This window comes from Chitinophaga nivalis (assembly GCF_025989125.1).
Lineage (GTDB): Bacteria > Bacteroidota > Bacteroidia > Chitinophagales > Chitinophagaceae > Chitinophaga > Chitinophaga nivalis.
Map to the genome: position 1 here is coordinate 5,405,443 of NZ_JAPDNR010000001.1, position 17,815 is coordinate 5,423,257.

Annotated in this window: 12 protein-coding genes; 7 read left to right on the plus strand and 5 right to left on the minus strand. The window is 44.8% G+C overall.

Going from position 1 to position 17,815, the window contains the following annotated elements; all coding sequences use genetic code 11:
* Positions 1-48 precede the first annotated feature (48 nt).
* Positions 49-6,189 carry a condensation domain-containing protein gene (locus OL444_RS20965; RefSeq protein ID WP_264729957.1) on the minus strand — a complete coding sequence of 2,047 codons (6,141 nt, stop codon included), beginning with the start codon at positions 6,187-6,189 and terminating at the stop codon, positions 49-51.
* Between the two features lie 1,789 nt (positions 6,190-7,978).
* Here OL444_RS20965 and OL444_RS20970 point away from each other — a divergent pair.
* From OL444_RS20970 to OL444_RS20990, 5 genes are all read left to right on the plus strand, one after another.
* Positions 7,979-8,173, plus strand: coding sequence for a hypothetical protein (locus OL444_RS20970; protein ID WP_264729956.1), 195 nt, complete (start codon positions 7,979-7,981; stop codon positions 8,171-8,173).
* Positions 8,174-8,240: 67 nt separating this feature from the next.
* Positions 8,241-9,752: a thiol-activated cytolysin family protein gene (locus OL444_RS20975; protein ID WP_264729955.1), complete on the plus strand. Its 1,512-nt coding sequence runs from the start codon at positions 8,241-8,243 to the stop codon at positions 9,750-9,752.
* A 340-nt stretch (positions 9,753-10,092) separates the two neighbouring features.
* Positions 10,093-10,815: a bleomycin resistance protein gene (locus OL444_RS20980; protein WP_264729954.1), complete on the plus strand. Its 723-nt coding sequence runs from the start codon at positions 10,093-10,095 to the stop codon at positions 10,813-10,815.
* A gap of 124 nt (positions 10,816-10,939) precedes the next feature.
* Positions 10,940-11,524, plus strand: coding sequence for a Crp/Fnr family transcriptional regulator (locus OL444_RS20985; RefSeq protein ID WP_264729953.1), 585 nt, complete (start codon positions 10,940-10,942; stop codon positions 11,522-11,524).
* A gap of 74 nt (positions 11,525-11,598) precedes the next feature.
* Positions 11,599-12,150: a cysteine hydrolase family protein gene (locus tag OL444_RS20990; protein WP_264729952.1), complete on the plus strand. Its 552-nt coding sequence runs from the start codon at positions 11,599-11,601 to the stop codon at positions 12,148-12,150.
* A gap of 89 nt (positions 12,151-12,239) precedes the next feature.
* Here the strand turns inward: OL444_RS20990 and OL444_RS20995 are convergent, their stop codons facing one another.
* Positions 12,240-13,553: a DUF3108 domain-containing protein gene (locus OL444_RS20995; RefSeq protein WP_264752033.1), complete on the minus strand. Its 1,314-nt coding sequence runs from the start codon at positions 13,551-13,553 to the stop codon at positions 12,240-12,242.
* Between the two features lie 318 nt (positions 13,554-13,871).
* Between OL444_RS20995 and OL444_RS21000 the strand changes: the two genes are divergently transcribed.
* Both OL444_RS21000 and OL444_RS21005 read left to right on the plus strand, forming a co-directional pair.
* Positions 13,872-14,420: a TetR/AcrR family transcriptional regulator gene (locus OL444_RS21000; RefSeq protein ID WP_264729950.1), complete on the plus strand. Its 549-nt coding sequence runs from the start codon at positions 13,872-13,874 to the stop codon at positions 14,418-14,420.
* A 14-nt stretch (positions 14,421-14,434) separates the two neighbouring features.
* Entirely contained in the window at positions 14,435-14,704 is a 270-nt protein-coding gene (locus OL444_RS21005) for a YjhX family toxin (protein WP_264729949.1), read from the plus strand.
* Positions 14,705-14,826: 122 nt separating this feature from the next.
* On the opposite strand, the gene OL444_RS21010 is transcribed toward OL444_RS21005, so the two are convergent.
* The 3 genes from OL444_RS21010 to OL444_RS21020 all read right to left on the minus strand — a co-directional run bounded on the left by OL444_RS21010 (position 14,827) and on the right by OL444_RS21020 (position 17,786).
* Positions 14,827-15,336 (minus strand): hypothetical protein, encoded by a 510-nt coding sequence (locus OL444_RS21010; protein WP_264729948.1) that lies wholly within the window; start codon positions 15,334-15,336, stop codon positions 14,827-14,829.
* A gap of 299 nt (positions 15,337-15,635) precedes the next feature.
* The gene (locus OL444_RS21015) at positions 15,636-16,823 is read right to left on the minus strand and encodes an ABC transporter permease (RefSeq protein WP_264729947.1); all 1,188 of its coding nucleotides are present in this window, start codon (positions 16,821-16,823) and stop codon (positions 15,636-15,638) included.
* A gap of 6 nt (positions 16,824-16,829) precedes the next feature.
* Positions 16,830-17,786 (minus strand): HlyD family secretion protein, encoded by a 957-nt coding sequence (locus tag OL444_RS21020; protein WP_264729946.1) that lies wholly within the window; start codon positions 17,784-17,786, stop codon positions 16,830-16,832.
* Positions 17,787-17,815: the final 29 nt, after the last annotated feature.

Below are 17,815 nucleotides of genomic sequence, written 5' to 3' on the forward strand. Positions count from 1 at the left end.
ATTTTTGGGTAATTGGATATGGAATCATTTAAATCATGGTTGTCTTATCTATTCAGGGGCTCCGGATCCAAATACACTATTGCTGATGTCGGGGTCCCGGAAAAACTGATCCATCATAGTCATATGGTTACCCGCTATTGTCACCACCTTTATCTCGCCGCTACAGAAAACATCCATGCCATTAAAAGGCCGGTTATAGTTCCGTTCAGAAGACATTACCACGGCCGGCTTTACCAGGCAGATATCTCCCCGGAAAGCACCCGGCTGGTAATCCCTGATCAACCGGTTTGCATTGTATAAAAGTGTCAGCAATTCTTCTTTCACCTGATACGCCGCTTCCACCGGTATCATCCGCTGCAGCATGTCCTGTAATTTTTCTCTGGTAAAATCATTATCATAGCTATGGTTGCTAAAGCCCGGATCTATCAATATCAGCAATGGCACTTTTACACCCTGACCTTCCAGCTGCCTGGCTACTTCAAAGGCCAGCGTAGCACCCAGCGACCAGCCCATGATATTTACTTCGCGGCCGGCAGCTATACGCAGTATTTCCTCCAGATATCCGGTGGCAACGCTTTCCAGCGTGCTATTCTCCGCTTCCTGCCGGGTGAGGTCTGCCGGGTCAAATACAATGGCAGTCGTTTTCTTCGGGAGATAGGGTGCAGCATCCAGGAATATAAAGGCGTTTAATCCGGCAGGCGGAATAACAAACAATAGCCTGTTACCCTCCCCTTCGCCGAGCAGGGTATGACCTGGCAATGCAGGTTTAGAGAGCTGTTGCTGCGCATCGATCAGGGTTGCGAGTGTACTGATGTTACTATACCTGTAAAGTGCAGATACGGCTATAGACAAACCAAAACTACGCTTGATCTCATAGATAGCCCGCAACGCCAGGATAGAATCCAATCCTATTTCAAAAAAATCGGTATATACATCAAATCTTGCAGCTCCTAGCAGGCTACGCAAAATAGCTGTCAATATCTGCGCTGTTTCCGTCTGTGCATCGGTGTCTTGGTGATCGGCTCCGGTAGCTGCCAGTGCACGCAGCCGCATGTAGTCGATCTTACCATTGGCTGTCAGCGGAATTTTTTCTACCGGAATAACTTCATGAGGGTCCATATAGGAAGGCAGGCGTTTCGACAGGAATGCCCGCACCACGCTGCCTGCAGGTACTGGCTCTGCCACCGCTTCGGGCGAATAGTACAGCTGGATGCGCTGACCAAAAACCGTTTCCACCGGCAACACCACAGCTTTCCCGACACCAGGGCATAGTTCTGCATTGTATTCTATTTCGCGCGGTTCTACGCGGAAACCCCGTACTTTCAGCATCCTGTTTTTCCTGCCATAATAACAAAGCAGGCCATCTTCATTTACAAAACCCAGGTCCCCTGTTCTCAATACCTTGCCGCCGCCGGATGTTATTTCGGTGAATACTCCTTCCTCTCCCTGCTGATTTACATACCCTTTTGCCCTGCTCATGCTCTCAATTAATATCTCCCCAACAACCCCTCTGGGCACCGGTTGCAGGGCGTTATTCACTACATATACGGTGGTATTGCGTACCGGCTTCCCCAGCGGAAAATACCGGTTTCCTTCTCTCAGCCTGTTTTCCGGCGCCAGCATATGATACACCACAGAGGCGGCCTCCGTAGCGCCATATCTGTTTAATATATGTACATCAGGCAACGCCTCCCGCAAACGGCCTATCAGTGCTGACTGCGCTGGTTCACCGCTGACCTCCAGGTTACGAAGTCCCTGCAGACTTGCTGTTTTACCTTCATCCAGCAACAACTGTAAATAGGTAGGCGTGAGGAAAAGACGGGTAATATGCTGCTCCTGTATAGTATTTACAAATACACGCATGTCTTCATTAAAATTATCCGGCAGTATACAAAGCGCGGCTCCCTGTAGCAGCGGTTCGAATATTTCCCGCAATGCAGGTGCAAAGGATAAGGCGGTACGCAGACAATAACGGTCATGCCCCTCCGCAGGGAACTGCGTTTGCAGCCAGTTGATCCTGTTCAGGTGGCTGGCATGGTCAATGAGTACCATTTTGGGCACTCCCGTGGATCCTGAAGTATAGTTAATCGTACAAAGATCTGTTCCCAGGGTAACAGGAAACACCGGCGGAACAGCCAGCAAGGGGATGTGCTCCTCCAACGGCAGGCAGAACGCCTGCGCAAAACCCGCAGGTACCGTATCCGGTGTATCATACACCAGTGCAGTCATTCCCAGCTCTCTTCCTATCCACAACAGCCTGTCTTCCGGGAAATGTTTATCGAGACCAACCACATAACATCCCGCCTTTAATACGCCTATCACGGCGGCGACCATACCTGGTGAACGTTTCATGCGCAGCCCCACGGCGCCTGTTACCCCCTCCTTCAACAGTTGTGCCGCCACATAATTACTCATCTGGTCGAGTTCCAGATAAGAGATAGTCGTATCACTAACGATAACGGCTATATTTTCCGGGCAACGTTTTACGACCTCGCCGAAGCATCCATGCAGCGTCTGTCCCTTACCTTCATCCGATTCACGGATACCTCTCAGTACAGCCGACGGTACAGAACAGGCCGTATCGTGAATACCAATAGCTGAAACCATGCTATTGAAATGTACCGGCAGATTGTTCAGCAAGGCCATTATGGCACGTGTTATATCCTGCAATACCCATACTGCGAACATATCTTTACGGAAACTCAGTTTGATATTCAGCGCCTGATCCATTTCGTTGATCATCACAGTAAGCGGGAAGTGCGAAGAAATCCGCACCTCGTTACCTACCGGGCTAATATCATAAGTAATTCCGGCCTGTACTTTATTATAATTCTGAAAGGTGAACAATACATGAAAGAGTTGCGGATATCCTGTACCCGCCACCATTTCATGCAATGGCAGAAAGGCCTGTTCCCGCGACTGCAATACCTGTAGCTGCAGGGCTTTCATCATCACACCCAATGGCTGATCTGCATGGAAATCTGCCACTACAGGAATGGAGGCGATACAGGGGCCAATAATATATTCCATTTCCGATAGTTCCGGCGGACGCAGGCTGACCATATTCCCCCATACAAACTTTGCCGCTTCTATATATTTCGACAACACCAGACCAGTAAGCAGGTTACAGGCCGCAGACAAGGTGATGCCCTCCGCCTTCAACAACTCCAGGCATTCCGGATGCAACGGATAATCCCCCTCCCAGGTACCAAATTCTTCTGCGGCAGCCATTGTTTCACCGATCGTTTTCATTTCTGCCGGTGCAGTGTCCTGCAACAACTTCCGCCAGTAAGTAACCGCCGCCTGACGATCCTGGTTATACAACCAGTGCACATAATGAGAGAACTGCCGTCTGCCGGGGAGTATTTTCTCCGGCATGTTTCCGGCTTTAAGTGTTGTCAGGATGGACAATAATTCATGAAATAATATCGTAGCAGCACTGCCATCCATAATGATATGGTGCATGGTAACAGCCACCACACATGCATGAGGTCCTGTATTCACCAGGGTATACCTGATCAGTGGCGTGCGGGAGATATCAAATCCATCGTGCTGTATCTGTTGTAGTAATGCAAGCAACGACCGGTCATCTTCTTCCGGCGCTATCTCCAGGCTTGTACACAACATGGCCTCTTCCGGCAGCAACCTGGCAATGAAGCGCCCTGTATCTTCATCAAAATCATAAGCGGTACGCAGTATCTCATGACGGGCCGTCAGGATACTACAAGCGGTATGAAAAAGGTTAAAGTGCACCACCTCATTGATACGGAATGCATATTGTACAACGTAACGGGAACTTTCGGGATTATTTTTCACAAAGCTCACCAGTCCCTGCTGGAAAGGCGTCAGTGCTTCCGCTACAGGACCAGCCAGCATGGTTGTTATAGTTGTTGTCAGGATGGCGTTAAAACGCTCCAGTTCATCGGCTGTTAGCCCCATCTCCCGGTTAACCACGATACCCACTCTTATCATGCCCTGATCGAGCCAGGCATTCAGGTCAAGCCAATACGGACTTTCAGCTTCGTCTTTATTTGTTTGTTCCAGCGCAGCCCCATAGGCATAATGTGCAGATCTGATCAGCCCCTTTCTTTCACCGGTAGCCGGCGCTCCGGAGAGTTCGCCCAGAAAATTAAACGAGAAATGTGGCATGTAATCCAGCCGCCGTCCTATATTTCCGGCCGACAAATACCGAAGCACCCCATATCCGACACCGGCATTGGGAACAGCATTATTCAGTGCCTTCACTTTTTCCAGGAATACCTGTATACTGTCATTTTCTACGGTATATTTCAAGGGGAACTTACTGGTAAACCATCCTACATTGGATGAAACATCATAGCCTGCAAGGGTATTCCGACCGTGTCCTTCTCTTTCAATAACAATTTCGCGGACCTGCAACACCTTTGACAAAGCCTGCACCATACCTGCAATAATAATATGTTGCACCTCCGTAGAGGTATTACCCTGGCTGTCTATATCCACTCCCGTACGAAAATTCCGTGTTGGCTGCCTGGCGGGAATGACCGCGGCAGGGCATTGTGCCACCCAGAAGTCAAATTCACCTTCTTTTATCAGCCGGTCTGCCGCCGCTCTGTTGTAGTGTATCCATTGCCGGTAGTTTGTTTTACGCAACAACGATACGTCCGGTAGCGGATATCGTCTGGCTACCGGTGCACCACTTAAATCCTCCAGTGATTGTTGCGGCGCTTCCAAAATCGCAGCCATCAATCGTTCCAGCTGAGTGGCCAGATTAACAACAGCATTGCTGTAATAAATATCCGTGCTGTATTCCAACCGAAGCACCAGCTCATCCTGTTGTTCCACGAAGTCAAAAAACAGCTCAAACTTGCTGGTAGCCGTATCCAGATCCTGCAGGTCCTGCAGGTCATCCGGCCGCTTTCCTGATGGCTGATCCCTCATCGTATGCAGTACCATCCCTACATCGAACAACGGATTCCTGCTGGGATCTTTCTGCAGATTCAATACGCGTAGCAGCTGATAGAAAGGATAGGACTGATGTTCCAGCCCTCCCAGCACCACCTCTTTCACCTGTTGCAGCAGCGCCGCAAAACTTTCCCCGCTGCTGAAACGCGTTCTCAAAGCAATGGTATTGGCGTATAATCCAATCTGTCCCTGCAGCGCAGCGTGCGTTCTGCCTGCTACAGAACAGCCCACTACAATATCTTCCTGCCGGCAATACCTATACAATAACGCATTGAGCAATGCCAGCAACCCCATAAACAATGTAGCGTCCTGCTCCTGTAAAAATGCCTTAAAATCCTTTACCAATAAAGGAGACAGGCCCCTGATTACTTTATCACCACTATAGCTTCTGACAGCAGGTCGTGGTTTATCTACCGGCAGCTCCAACAATGCAGGCAGCTCTTCAAACCGGCTATGCCAATACTGTTCCGACACGTTGCGCTCACCATCCCGCAATTGTTCCGCTTCCCATACTGCATAATCTTTATAATGGATACTCAATGGTGGAAGTGCCACTTCTTTGTTATGCAGATAGGCGTCATACAACTGAAATAATTCCGTCATCAACACTTCCATTGATTTACCATCCGCGATCAGGTGATGTATGACTACTACCAGTATCCATTGCTGCGTTGCTGTTCTGTACAAACTTCCCCTGATCAGTGGGCCTTTCTCCAGATCAAATGCGTGCGATAACTCCTCCCGGACCATTGCTTTCACACGGGTTGCCGGATGGGCAGTTTCCCGTAGATCGTAAGTACGAATGTTAAAATCAATGGCTTCCCGTGCAAGTATTACCTGTCGGATTTCATAGGCACTATTGCTGCGAAAAACAGTCCGGAGGCTCTCATGCCGTTCCAGCATGGCATCAAAAACCTGCGTCAGTACCTCCATCCTAAGCTCTTCTTCAAAGCTATAAATGGATGACATATTATACGCGACTGCTCCTCCTTTCATTTGCGTAGACGTCCATAAGCGTTGCTGGGCAACCGACAAGGGGTAATCATCCGTTTGAGGCGCCGCAGGAATAATTGCTTCCGGCGTCAGTTGCTGCAGAAAAGAAATGATCGCTGTTTTATGATCTCTTATCTCCTTCAACAATGCTTCCGGCAAGCTGCTTCCATCGTAGTTAACTTCCAGATGGGATCCGGATAAGGAAAGGCCAATATTATTTTCATTAAGACGTCTGATCAGGTCTAAAATCATTTTTCAATATTTATGATTGAAATTATTATGATAGTTAGGATACAAAACATACACCTATCCTTTCGTTTACAGCAAACGATTCATTACAACCCTGGCACAACAGCAGGGAATAGCTATATAATATTGCAACGATGAATTAAACAGGCTATCATTGGTCGTTATCAGCAAAAGCAATACAGCGCTAATTCTGATGGAATACTGTAAACCCGGGTCAATAACATTTACCGGCTACAATACGACGAGAATAGCTAAAGGCTGAATATGGTTACATCTTCCATCTATGGATTACTTTTTGGCTGCCATGTAAACAAAGCGGGATTATCGGAAAACAACCTATCTAATATAAGCCGTGGCTAACAAACATTATTCATCTAAATTGGCAAAGCGTATCATTTGATATCTATCCGATAATAAATATTAGTCAGTAATTCCAGCTGTACAGCTGGTCATTAAGAGATCTTCGCATGGTGTCTGAAAGCAGTCTGCTTTCATTTTCCTAGCACATTTCTGATATAACGATACCCTATTATCATTATTGCAACAGATGCGCTCAGATATCAAATCAAATATTAATAATTATCTATTGATTAAAAGCGATGACGCTATCAGGTCATCTATAATAAAAGGGCTGTTTCCTGGCTGATGGCGTACACTTAATCGGGTTATGCGGATCACTCCTCCATGTAATTTTCCATCAATGCAACTCCTCATAATTAGGTCAACACGACTGAAATTAAGAAACTAATTTTAATTAACAAAATAATCCGCCACACAAAATTTCCTTTCAAATCGCAGTCAGAAAGCTGTTCCAACACTTGTATTAGCACACTTTGATTACTTCTTTCATATGATTCCATCTGCAACAAGAAAAGTTCATTCAGTTGGCCATTTTAGCATAGCAGCTATGCACGCGTATCAAAACCGGGATCAGCAATATCGGGTTATACCGGAGTTCACTGATGTGGGTTTGACATTATACTACCCTCAAGATAAATCATCATCCTTTCTATTTTTCTTGCTATCATATACTATATTTTAAAACCTGGTAGTCGCCTATTTTTTTCAAGCTATCGCTTCCTGCATTCGTCAACTGCTGACACTTATTATTGCATATGACTATGCCGGATGTATAAACGAAAAACACATACCATCTATGGCACTCCAAATAGCATTTACGTTATCATCCATCAAAAACCAGCCCTTGCAGCAACGTGCTTTTCATTCGCCTATATCACCTTCTCGTTCAAAAGCTATTCCGACGTTATTATCTCTTCTGAATAAATATCACCTGGTGCGTATTTTCCAACATCCATCGAAGCATCGTTATGGTATGAGCGCCCCCATCCGTCGCTGCAGTATGAGTAAATAAGTATTCCTGTCAGGCTACAGCAGTAGTATTTTTTATTTTGATGATTAAATCATGTCATACTCCCGTATTCAACCTGTAATCTTTATTAGTTATGAAAAAAATAATGCCATCCGGCAAGATGCTCAACAGACATCAGATGAAGCATGTTAATGGCGGAGGAAATTCCGCCAGGGCTTATTGTCTCGTTTTCGGCAAGCCCTGTAACTATGGATATGAATGCCATCCTGAATGTTTCTGCTATACGACGTTGAAAATATGCTATAATCGTATTTAGCAGCCCGTAAGATCAGGCAGCAGCCGTTCTAACGATCGCCTGCCCCAAAAACCAGCAGCAAATATTACCTAAAAAGGATGTACAGATCCTTATCAGGCCGATAAACTGTGCACATTCCCGTCATCTTTTATTTAAACCAATAACTTATGAAAATGAAAACAGCTATTTCTCTCAGCAGAAACGCACTTAAAAAAATCAATGGTGGTACCAGTGCCGAAAATGTAGCCTGTGGAACAGGCAAATGCTGGAATCCGCTCGGTGGCAACACCTGTTTCAAAATTCAAGGTTGCAAATGTACCTTTCGTTTGGAGGCTGCGGCCAGACGATGTGTGCCACAATAAATCAACGTACACAATAAATTAGCCACAGTAACTTTTCCCTCATTTTACCTAAAGCGTAACCACCTTTATGAGAAAAACCCTTTTGTTTATTGCCGGATTAATGATCCTGTTATCCGCCTGTAAAAAACAAGCTGACAAACCATACCAGGCAACGGACCCCACCATCACCAATAGCCACAATCAATTTAAGGATTTAAAAATCCCGCAAACAGCCATCGCTGCCAGCGAAGATAAAAATCAAACTCATTCATCTAATCCTGCCAATGACAACACGGGCTGCGTTCCCGTACGGCATACACAATCTGCTACATTCGATAAATTAAGCGTATTGGATCCCTCTACAGATATAATGTACATTGGCTCCCTGCTAGATGGAAGTACGATGGAAAGTGGCACCTATATGCCATTAATCTATCCTGCTGACTATGTACGGAAGCCGATTACTTATTCTGTTTCCATACAGGGATCTTCTGGTCCTATCAGTAAAACGATTACGCCTACACTATCTGACTTCAGAAATTCCATGCAGGATATTATGCGTAACAACATTACAGGTCAGCAACCTGCAAATTTTACTTTTTCACTAGTACAGACCCGTTCAAAAAAGGAAATGGAGATGAAGATCAGTGCCAATCTTAAATTCAGCACTTTTTTCAATGCTACCATGAATTATGATGAAAGCGGGTATAGCGGAAAAAATTTCTTTGTACTGAAAGTTTTCCAAAAATTCTTCAGTGCAGATATCAATATTCCTGCTGATGGCAATCTGTTCAATAAACCCAACGATTTCACAGGCACTACTGCACCTGTATACATATCTACCATTGATTACGGCAGAAGCGCCTACCTCCTCCTGGAAAGTACTTATGACTCTTCCAGGGTATACAAATCGTTAGAAGCCTCATTTAATGTATGGCTGACCGGCGGAGGCACTACTATCTCCAATGAACATAAAGTAGTAATGGACCAGTTAAAAATCAGTGGTGTGCTGATAGGAGGCTCCTCTACAGCTGCTGCAACAGCGATACAAGGTATTCAGGCATTTCGTGATTACGTCATCAATGGCGCCAACATGGGACCCAACTCCAGAGGTGAGGTAATCGCCTACAAACTGCGTAATGCTAAAAATCATGGGGTTTACCAAACGATCATCAACGGTGATTACACCACCATGGATTGTTCCGGACAGTTGGTAAACATTAATTCTTTCTCTGCCCGCCGCGGGGGGCATCATTACTTAACACCTGGCGTAATAGACGACTGGAATTACTGGCAATCAGAAGGATCCAGCTTTCGGGCATATACAAAAAATATTCCCGGAACGGTTCCCATACATGTGTTTTACAGTGATGCCGGTGTGGATCATTACTACACACCTAATTGGGTGGATGACCTTAACTGGTGGAGCTATCAAGGCGTCTCCTTTTATGCCCATACCACACAAGTACCCGGATCCATCCCCATTTATGGCCATTATAGTTCCCAGGGAATTGAACATTATTATACACCCAGCAGATCCATTGGATATCCCAATTATTGGACACAATTTGATGGTGTTATATTTTATGCTTTCCCATAATTATGCCCAAGGTATGATCTGTTAATTCATAACAGATATCGGGTCAATAAAATGCTGCTTTCAAATATCATGCTGGCCACCTATGTGTACAGGATGATATTTGAAAGTACCCTGTCACCTATTCCCGTTCAAACCTCCTTCCTACTACCACCAGCAATCGCAAGTAACATCCTGTTGAAAAAAGACTATCTTCGGCATGCTATCCAGACCAGTCATGCGGATGTCAATCACTGTTTGTTTTTCGCCAGGTCAGTTATCCATGTGTTCGAAGCCTCCTGCTGCCATGTTTTATGATAGCCGCACTCATCATAAGTATAAGTATAAATACAAAACACACCATATGAAAGAATATGCTATTCCTATGTTACCGAGTACTGCGATGAAAGAAACCCTTGCATTTTACACGGCTATGGGATTCGTCATCACATATCAGCAGCAGGCGCCCAATACCTATGTATGCATGAAAATACGGGATATTGAACTCCATTTCTTTTCTTTAAAACAAATTAAACCGGAAAGTAACTTCAGTACCTGTTACTTAATTGTAGACAATATTGATCTCTTATTCCAATCCTTTACTGCCGGGTTAAAGGAAAAACTCGGTAAAGTACCGGTGAAAGGTATCCCCCGGATTAATCCACTGAAAGATATGCCCAGTTATGGTGTCCGGCAATTTGTAGTGGTAGACCCATCCGGTAACTATATCCGCATAGGACAACCCATTAAAAAAGAACAAAGTCTTTTATTTGAAGAGAACGGACAAAAGCCGATGGCCGGAACGCCCTTGCAAAAAGCATATGAATTGGGAAACCGATTAGCTAATGGTAAAGATGATATCGATAAAGCAGCAAAAGTATTGGATGCAGCCCTGCAAGCGGCTGATGAAACAGATTTGCTGCATCTCTTTAAGGTCGTGTCGTTACGCATAGATATTGCCGACCGACAAAATGATACCACATTGATCGCCGCGCTTTCCATAAAAGGCAAGGAGCTGTTGACAAAAATAACCGATCATACTCCGATCGAAGCAGATCTGCAGGCATTCGAAAAATATAGCGGGTAATGATTCACCTGACGCCTCGGCTCCTCTTTACAACTGTTTCCTGAAAAATCATAACTTTACGGTTTGCTTTATCAATTTTCAATTGATAAAGCAAACAGCAGGTGTATGACCGGAAATATATGTTATGACCAATCTTGAACTACTCAGAAAACATATCGAACAATACATTCCCATCACGGATCAGGAGTTTGAACAGTTTACGACCAACTTCCATCACAGGAAGATAAAGAAAAAGGCCTTCCTTTTAAGGGAAGATGACATCTGCCAATATGAAGCCTTTGTCACCAAAGGTTGTTTCCGCATTTACTATCTGGACGAAAAAGGATATGCACAGATCCTCTACTTTGCCGTAGAAGGCTGGTGGGCCACCGATATCGACAGTTTCACCAACCAGCGACCCTCCATTCTCAATATTGAAGCATTGGAAGATAGTGAAGTACTACTGATTAATAAACCGCATAAAGATATTTTATACGACACCTTACCTAAAGTAGAAAAGATGTTCCGGATCATGAACCAGAAATCATTGGTGACACTACAGCGCCGGATCATTTCTTCATTGGGCAAGACTGCCGACAAACGTTACCTGGAATTCATCGAAAAATATCCGGATCTGGCGCAACGCCTCAACCAGCAACAGCTGGCTGCCTACCTGGGCATATCACACGAATTTTTAAGCAAGATCAGAAAAAAACTGGCTGGTAAGTAAATCCATTTTTTGAACTAGTTCAAAGGTCAGGTTGTTGCCAACTGCTACTTTTACGGTCTTAAACGACACGAAAAATGAAAACAGCCTTACTGATTATTGATGTACAAAATGATTACTTTGAAGGTGGCGCACACACACTGGTAAATGCCGCGCAGGCAGGGCAACAGGTACAACAGGTATTACAGACCGCCAGAAAACAACAACTGCCGGTCGTACATATCCAACACCTTGCTGTTAATGAAGGCGCCGATTTCTTTCTACCCAATACTACCGGCGCTCATATACATGCCTGTGCAAATCCGCTTCCCGGGGAAACAGTCATCACCAAAAACTATCCGAACAGTTTCAGAGCTACCACATTACTGGCACATCTCCAGGAACACCACATCACGCACCTGGTTATCTGCGGTATGATGACAGATGTATGTGTAGACGCTACGGTTAGAGCAGCCATGGATCTGGGCTTTACGACAACAGTTATTGGCGATGCCTGTGCTACCCGCAACCGGGAGCTGTATGGCCAGACCATCAATGCTGACACCATCCACCAGGCTTATCTGGCCGGTATGACTGCCCTTGGCGGACTGTATGCGCAGGTAATCCCGGCAGCAACGTTTATGGCATAATCCTGATTCACCACCATGAAAAACCTCCAAACAAACTGTTTGGAGGTTCATGCTGCTTACTGTAAGCTGATATCCTTTGCCTGACGCGGCTACAGTGTTTTCTTTAATTTTACCTCTACCTTCTCTCCGGCTTTATCTATACTTACCACCTTTTTTACACTGGCCGACGCATTGACATTATAACTGTTGCTGACCGTATTAGTGGATGTACCCTGAAACAAACCATTGATGTAAGTATCCGTATAACCCACGACCTCCGTACGTTTGGAAGTATGCTTATAACCAAATTCCGTGTATAGTAAATAGTCTCCCGGCATCAGGTTCACGAATTCAAAATGCCCCTTGTCATCATAGACAGTAGTTACTTTTATACACTCCGCTACTTCCTGTGGCAGTGGAATAGATATGCCTTTCTTTCTGGATGATTCATTTAACTTTAGCCACTCTTTGAAAAAATCGGTGTAGGGAATTAAAACAATGGAAACGCCGGCCGGGGCAAATTGCTTCTTGTTTACATTGAGTACTGCCATCCCACTCAGCATCCCTTCATTTTCGTTGTCTCTGGCAAAAGCCTGCCCGGTGATCACCGCTGTACCTTCATTAAGCAGTTTTAAAGTGGCCACTTTATCAAAAGTACTTTTGAAGGGATTAAAATCAATTTCCTTATCCACCATCAGCAGTTGCTGGCCTTTTGAAAATATGTCTACCTTCCACATTCTGCGGGTTTCCTTATCCAGGTAATAGATGTACTTATCATTGGTAGCCTCTTCAAAAACACTCACCTGCCAAACCTTATGTGCACCGGTCAGTTTGCTGACATACATATTGCTTTTCACTTCCTGTACCACTGCCTTGCTGATATGCTGATTATTCTCCGGCCGGTAATCATATACGGGCATGCTTACACTATATCCCGAAGACAGCGGAAGTAATCCCAGCAGGTAAGGATAACAATAGCTATCCAGGAAGCTTTCATTAATAGGTTCCTTCACCTTCGTTCTTTTGGCACCTTGTTTTTCGTAATAATAACCGGTGACTTCTTTTCCATACTTTAGTAATACTTCCTTGCTCTTATCAAAGGAAGAACGATATAGGGGTTTGAAAGTACGGGCATCAGCAATACTGGTATCTATCCGCTGGCCATTGTTTCCCGCCAGATGCAAAGTCGTGTAGATAGATAAATGTTCACTATTGAGTTGGATATCAATGGCAAATGTGCCAATGTCTATCTGCCGGCCGCCATTGAGTACGAAACAAGCCATTTCAGACTTCCCGCTTTTCAGCCATTTCTTTTCAAAGGGAATATTTTCCGGTGTGGTGGCTGTTTGTGCGGTACATATTCCTGCTGTTGCGGTGAGCAGTAATGCAGAAAAAAATCCCGTTGTCCGGGTGGGCTTAGGCATGTTTACTATCATGTTGGTACAATATGGCTTTTCTAAAATATAGGTAACTGTTTGCGACGCTGACAGGTAGGCTTATGGCTTTTATCCTTTTCTTATATCCACAGACAATCATTTTCCCGATAAAAATAAGCGCTTTTTTCACTTGTTTCACTACAGGTAAGACGGTAATTCCCATTTACCTGTAAGCAGGTAGTATTATTGGTGAAGGGGCTAGCTTGCTATTATACTGATGCTGCCCGATGATCTGATATGAGTTAATGTCAAAAAAAGTCCTATCTTTGAAAAAAACAGAACGTTCTGTTTGTTAAATAATGTACCATGACTAGAAAGCGGCAGTTCACCCGTGAACAATATACCACTGCTGCCCGGCTGATCGTACAAACGGAAGGAGCGCACAATCTCTCTTTCCAGGCGGTTTCCGTCAGGTTAGGGGCCAGTAGAGGGGCAATTACCCATAATTTTCCTACCAAACGTCACCTGGTGGTGGCAATGATAGAAGATACACTGGCCCGGGCAGCAACAATCATTGAAGCAGAAATAGCGAAAACACCGGATAGCAACAACCCGGTATTTACAGGCTTCATTCGTGCCATCGCTGATCCATCCGGACAGCTCATACAACTGTGGAAAGGTATGTTCAACGCGGGTATTATGGAAGATCCTCCCCTCACCGATTTATATACCGGCTTCTACGAACGTTACTGGCAAAGGATTACGGCCGAAGTAAAGGACCCCGTGCGCGCCATCATTATCTGGGCAGCATTGGAAGGGTTGGAGCTATATGAGGTGTATTACCAGACACCCTTCACAAAAGAACAGCGGAACGCTGCGCTGCAAAAGCTCCTGGAAGACGCTGTTCATGTGTAATTACCGCATACAGCATGAATAACATTAAAAAGAAAGACAGAAAAGTAACCAATATATCCAAAACGGAAAGACGTGTATTAGAAGCCTTATCCAGAGGCGGCCGGGTTATTTCCTATAAAGATGAAAGAGGAAAAATTGTGGAAGTACTGTGCCTGAGTGCAGAAGGCAATCACCTGGATAAGTGCGACCTGGAGCTATTTAAAAGGCTCAAAACAAAGCGACTCATCATGAGCATTGATGGCGGCCCATACAATATTACCAGGGCTGGTAACGATGCCCTCTAAAAATATCTGATGCCTGTTCTCCACTGTGAGGACTACCGGTTACCTATATACGTACAAAAGAAAAGCCGTACAGCTCCCGGAGCTATACGGCTTTCGTTATCTGCCGGCAATCTATAGCTATGTTAAATGGTGAAAAGCGCGATACAACAAGCCCTTATTTGTGTGCTGGTAGCAGCAAACAGATAAGAAATGGCATCATCGCCACCATATACTACCTGATTCGGGTACTTTTCTTTCCAAAGTACTGCGACATGTTTCTTTGAATCTGTCGTAACAGCGCTGTAACAGCACATAAACAGTATTCTTTTAGCGGTGTTGGCTTTACAGGTCACCAGCTCTTTTATAACAGCATCCGTAGTTACCTCCAGATCCGGTTCATTGGAAAATAATTTATCACTTGTTTTTTTACTGCCGTGTGCAAAAACGATGATATAATCATCTTTCGTTACGGTAAACTTAGTGCCGGAATACACCACTTCCAGGCTATCAATTGTTGCATTAATGTTTTCTCTGATAAGTTTGCTGGATACTTTGTTGAAGGTATTCTGAAAATCAATCGCCTGCGGAGGCAGGTCTTTCCCCATATCCAGTTTACTTTTTTTGAATGGGATAAAAACAAATAGCTTAGACATAATGTAGATTTTTTTGAGGGAAGAGATAATAATTGTTTGCTAACAGCTCAAGATGGATAACCATAAAGACTGTATTGATTGCCAGCAGATACCTTTCTGAATTTACGTAATTTTTGTTATACTTTTTCTATTGCCCGCTACATAATTGTGGTTGTTTTGATAGGGTACAAACAAATAAAGACCCGCGCCGGGCGCAGGTCTTTAATAACTTATCGGACTATCGGTATATGTTGTTGCTGTATTTTACTTTTTATACCATCATCCTGCTAAGGGCAGCGACAACATCGTATAGTAATGCATTAGCTGATCCGATCTGTCTTTCCTTTTGATGCCGCGCGGAACAACAGCCATAATTTTATTTTCAATGCCAGCCATCCCATGAAAGCATATACCACCAATAAAATACCCAGGTGTTTGATGTAAGGGTACGTAAGTGCAACGCCTCCCTTTTGGATCAACAGGATTTTAAAGGCCTGCAGGAAGGGCGTCAATGGAATAATGTTAGCGATAAACTGTACGAAACCCGGCATGGCATTGAGTGGCCAGGTAAAACCACTGATGATGAAAGCCGGCGAAGCGATGACCATCAATATCTGGGTAGCTTTTAAAGCATCCGGAATCAGGATGCTGATAAATACACCCAGGAAAGAAGCAGCCCCCACAAAAAAGGCCGTCAGCCAGATGAAATTCCAAATCCCTTCCGGCAATGGCACATGGAACAGTATATGCATGACATAGTATATCGACACGATGAGGATAGAGAAAACCCATACCGGGATCACCTTTATCAGCATCGTGGGGAAAGCCCAATGCCGCAAACGCTCATACTCCTGCACAAACGAACCACCCTGGAACTCGGCCGCAAAACTAACTGCCATCGCCAGCAGAATAACTTGTTGCAATACCACTGCCAGCATAGCCGGCCACATAAATATCAGGTAATTACTGGTGGTATTGAAAAGGGTAATATAGTTGGTTTTAAAGGGCTCATATTGCGTAACCGCTCTGGTAGCAGGCATTCCCATTTTTTGCAGCGCTTTGATGGAGACCCCTGCAGAAAAGGTACCAATGGTCAGCTGCAATGCCTTGGATGCAAAGTTAGCCGTCAACACATTTCCGGTGTTGACATATACATTGACTTCCGGATATTTTTTCTGCAATATGCCCGCCTCAAACCGGGCGGGAATCATCACCACCGCGGATGCTTCCTGCCGGATCACTTCATCATTGATATTGGCAGGCTCCTGTACATATTTCAATATTTTAATCGTCTTATTATCTCCCAGCATTTCTACCAGCTGATTGGATAAGGGGGTATTATCCTTATCAATCACGATGACGGGCGTACTCTCCACTTTCCCGCTTTTATACACAAACCCCAGTAGTGTAGCGTAAAAAACCGGTGCGAGAAAGAATACTGTGCGCAAGGTAGCATTGCCAATAAATAACTTGAACTCACGTTTCAACAATCGGATAAATTCTTTCATGCCTAATTATTTCAGTATAACACTCGCATTTACCAATATCTCTTTGGTCTTATTGATATCTTTTGGTTGCACTTTAATCTCATACACTGCATCCTGCAACTGATAGTCGGGATAGGCAGTCGTAATATCCGCATAACGGGTCAGTTGTTTGATATAGGCGATGGTACCCACCAGTTCTTCCTTGTTGTAAACAACTTCCAGTTTTACGTCTTCTCCCTTTTTATACTTTGAGATCCTGCTTTCCGGTATGGTAAACCGGAAATAGGTACTCCCCGGAATATATCCGTTGAACAGCGCAAAACCTGCTGTTGCCAGCTCTCCCGGGTTCAGGCTGATCGTTTCTATTTCCATATCATTGGTGGCAATGACATATCGTTCGGCAAAGGCCACATTGGCTTCCTGCAAAGCGCCTTTGGCCTGGGAAGCCTGGCCCGCAGCCATGTTTACCTTTTCAATGCGGGTACCTTTTTTGACATCATCCAGTTCTGCGACCACAGCATCATACTGCGCTTTGGCTCCTTGCAGCTTCGCATAGATTTCATCGTACGCCTGGGGCGCCATCAGACTGTCGTTAAACATATTACTGGCCCTCGCAAATGATTTTTGTGCAAATTCATATTGCTCTTTCAACCCCTTGTACTTCGCCTGCAGTTGTTTCATCTGGTCAGCAGTAGCGCCGTTACGCGCCATTTGCTCCTGTGCGGTTGCTGCACTGACAGCCCCCTCCGCCTGCGCTATTTTCGCGGAAACTTCCGGTGCATCCAGTAAAGCCAGGGTATCCCCTCTCTTTACCGTCTGCCCTTCGGCTACATAAATTTTCAGTATCCTGCCCGTGATCTTTGGCGCAAAAGAGATCACATCTTTTTTTGCTTTTCCCTCGAAGTTGTCGGCCCCCCGCTTCCGGGAGCTGCAACTCATGAGTGCCAGTAAACTGATAAATAATATGCAGGTAGTTATTCTCATTTTATAGTCATTAATTTTAGTAATCATTA

Bases quoted from the DNA above. Each gene is read 5' to 3' on its own strand.
- OL444_RS20965 (WP_264729957.1), bottom strand. From the start codon at position 6,189: ATGATTTTAGACCTGATCAGACGTCTTAATGAAAATAATATTGGCCTT.
- OL444_RS20970 (WP_264729956.1), top strand. From the start codon at position 7,979: ATGAAAATGAAAACAGCTATTTCTCTCAGCAGAAACGCACTTAAAAAA.
- OL444_RS20975 (WP_264729955.1), top strand. From the start codon at position 8,241: ATGAGAAAAACCCTTTTGTTTATTGCCGGATTAATGATCCTGTTATCC.
- OL444_RS20980 (WP_264729954.1), top strand. From the start codon at position 10,093: ATGAAAGAATATGCTATTCCTATGTTACCGAGTACTGCGATGAAAGAA.
- OL444_RS20985 (WP_264729953.1), top strand. From the start codon at position 10,940: ATGACCAATCTTGAACTACTCAGAAAACATATCGAACAATACATTCCC.
- OL444_RS20990 (WP_264729952.1), top strand. From the start codon at position 11,599: ATGAAAACAGCCTTACTGATTATTGATGTACAAAATGATTACTTTGAA.
- OL444_RS20995 (WP_264752033.1), bottom strand. From the start codon at position 13,553: ATGCCTAAGCCCACCCGGACAACGGGATTTTTTTCTGCATTACTGCTC.
- OL444_RS21000 (WP_264729950.1), top strand. From the start codon at position 13,872: ATGACTAGAAAGCGGCAGTTCACCCGTGAACAATATACCACTGCTGCC.
- OL444_RS21005 (WP_264729949.1), top strand. From the start codon at position 14,435: ATGAATAACATTAAAAAGAAAGACAGAAAAGTAACCAATATATCCAAA.
- OL444_RS21010 (WP_264729948.1), bottom strand. From the start codon at position 15,336: ATGTCTAAGCTATTTGTTTTTATCCCATTCAAAAAAAGTAAACTGGAT.
- OL444_RS21015 (WP_264729947.1), bottom strand. From the start codon at position 16,823: ATGAAAGAATTTATCCGATTGTTGAAACGTGAGTTCAAGTTATTTATT.
- OL444_RS21020 (WP_264729946.1), bottom strand. From the start codon at position 17,786: ATGAGAATAACTACCTGCATATTATTTATCAGTTTACTGGCACTCATG.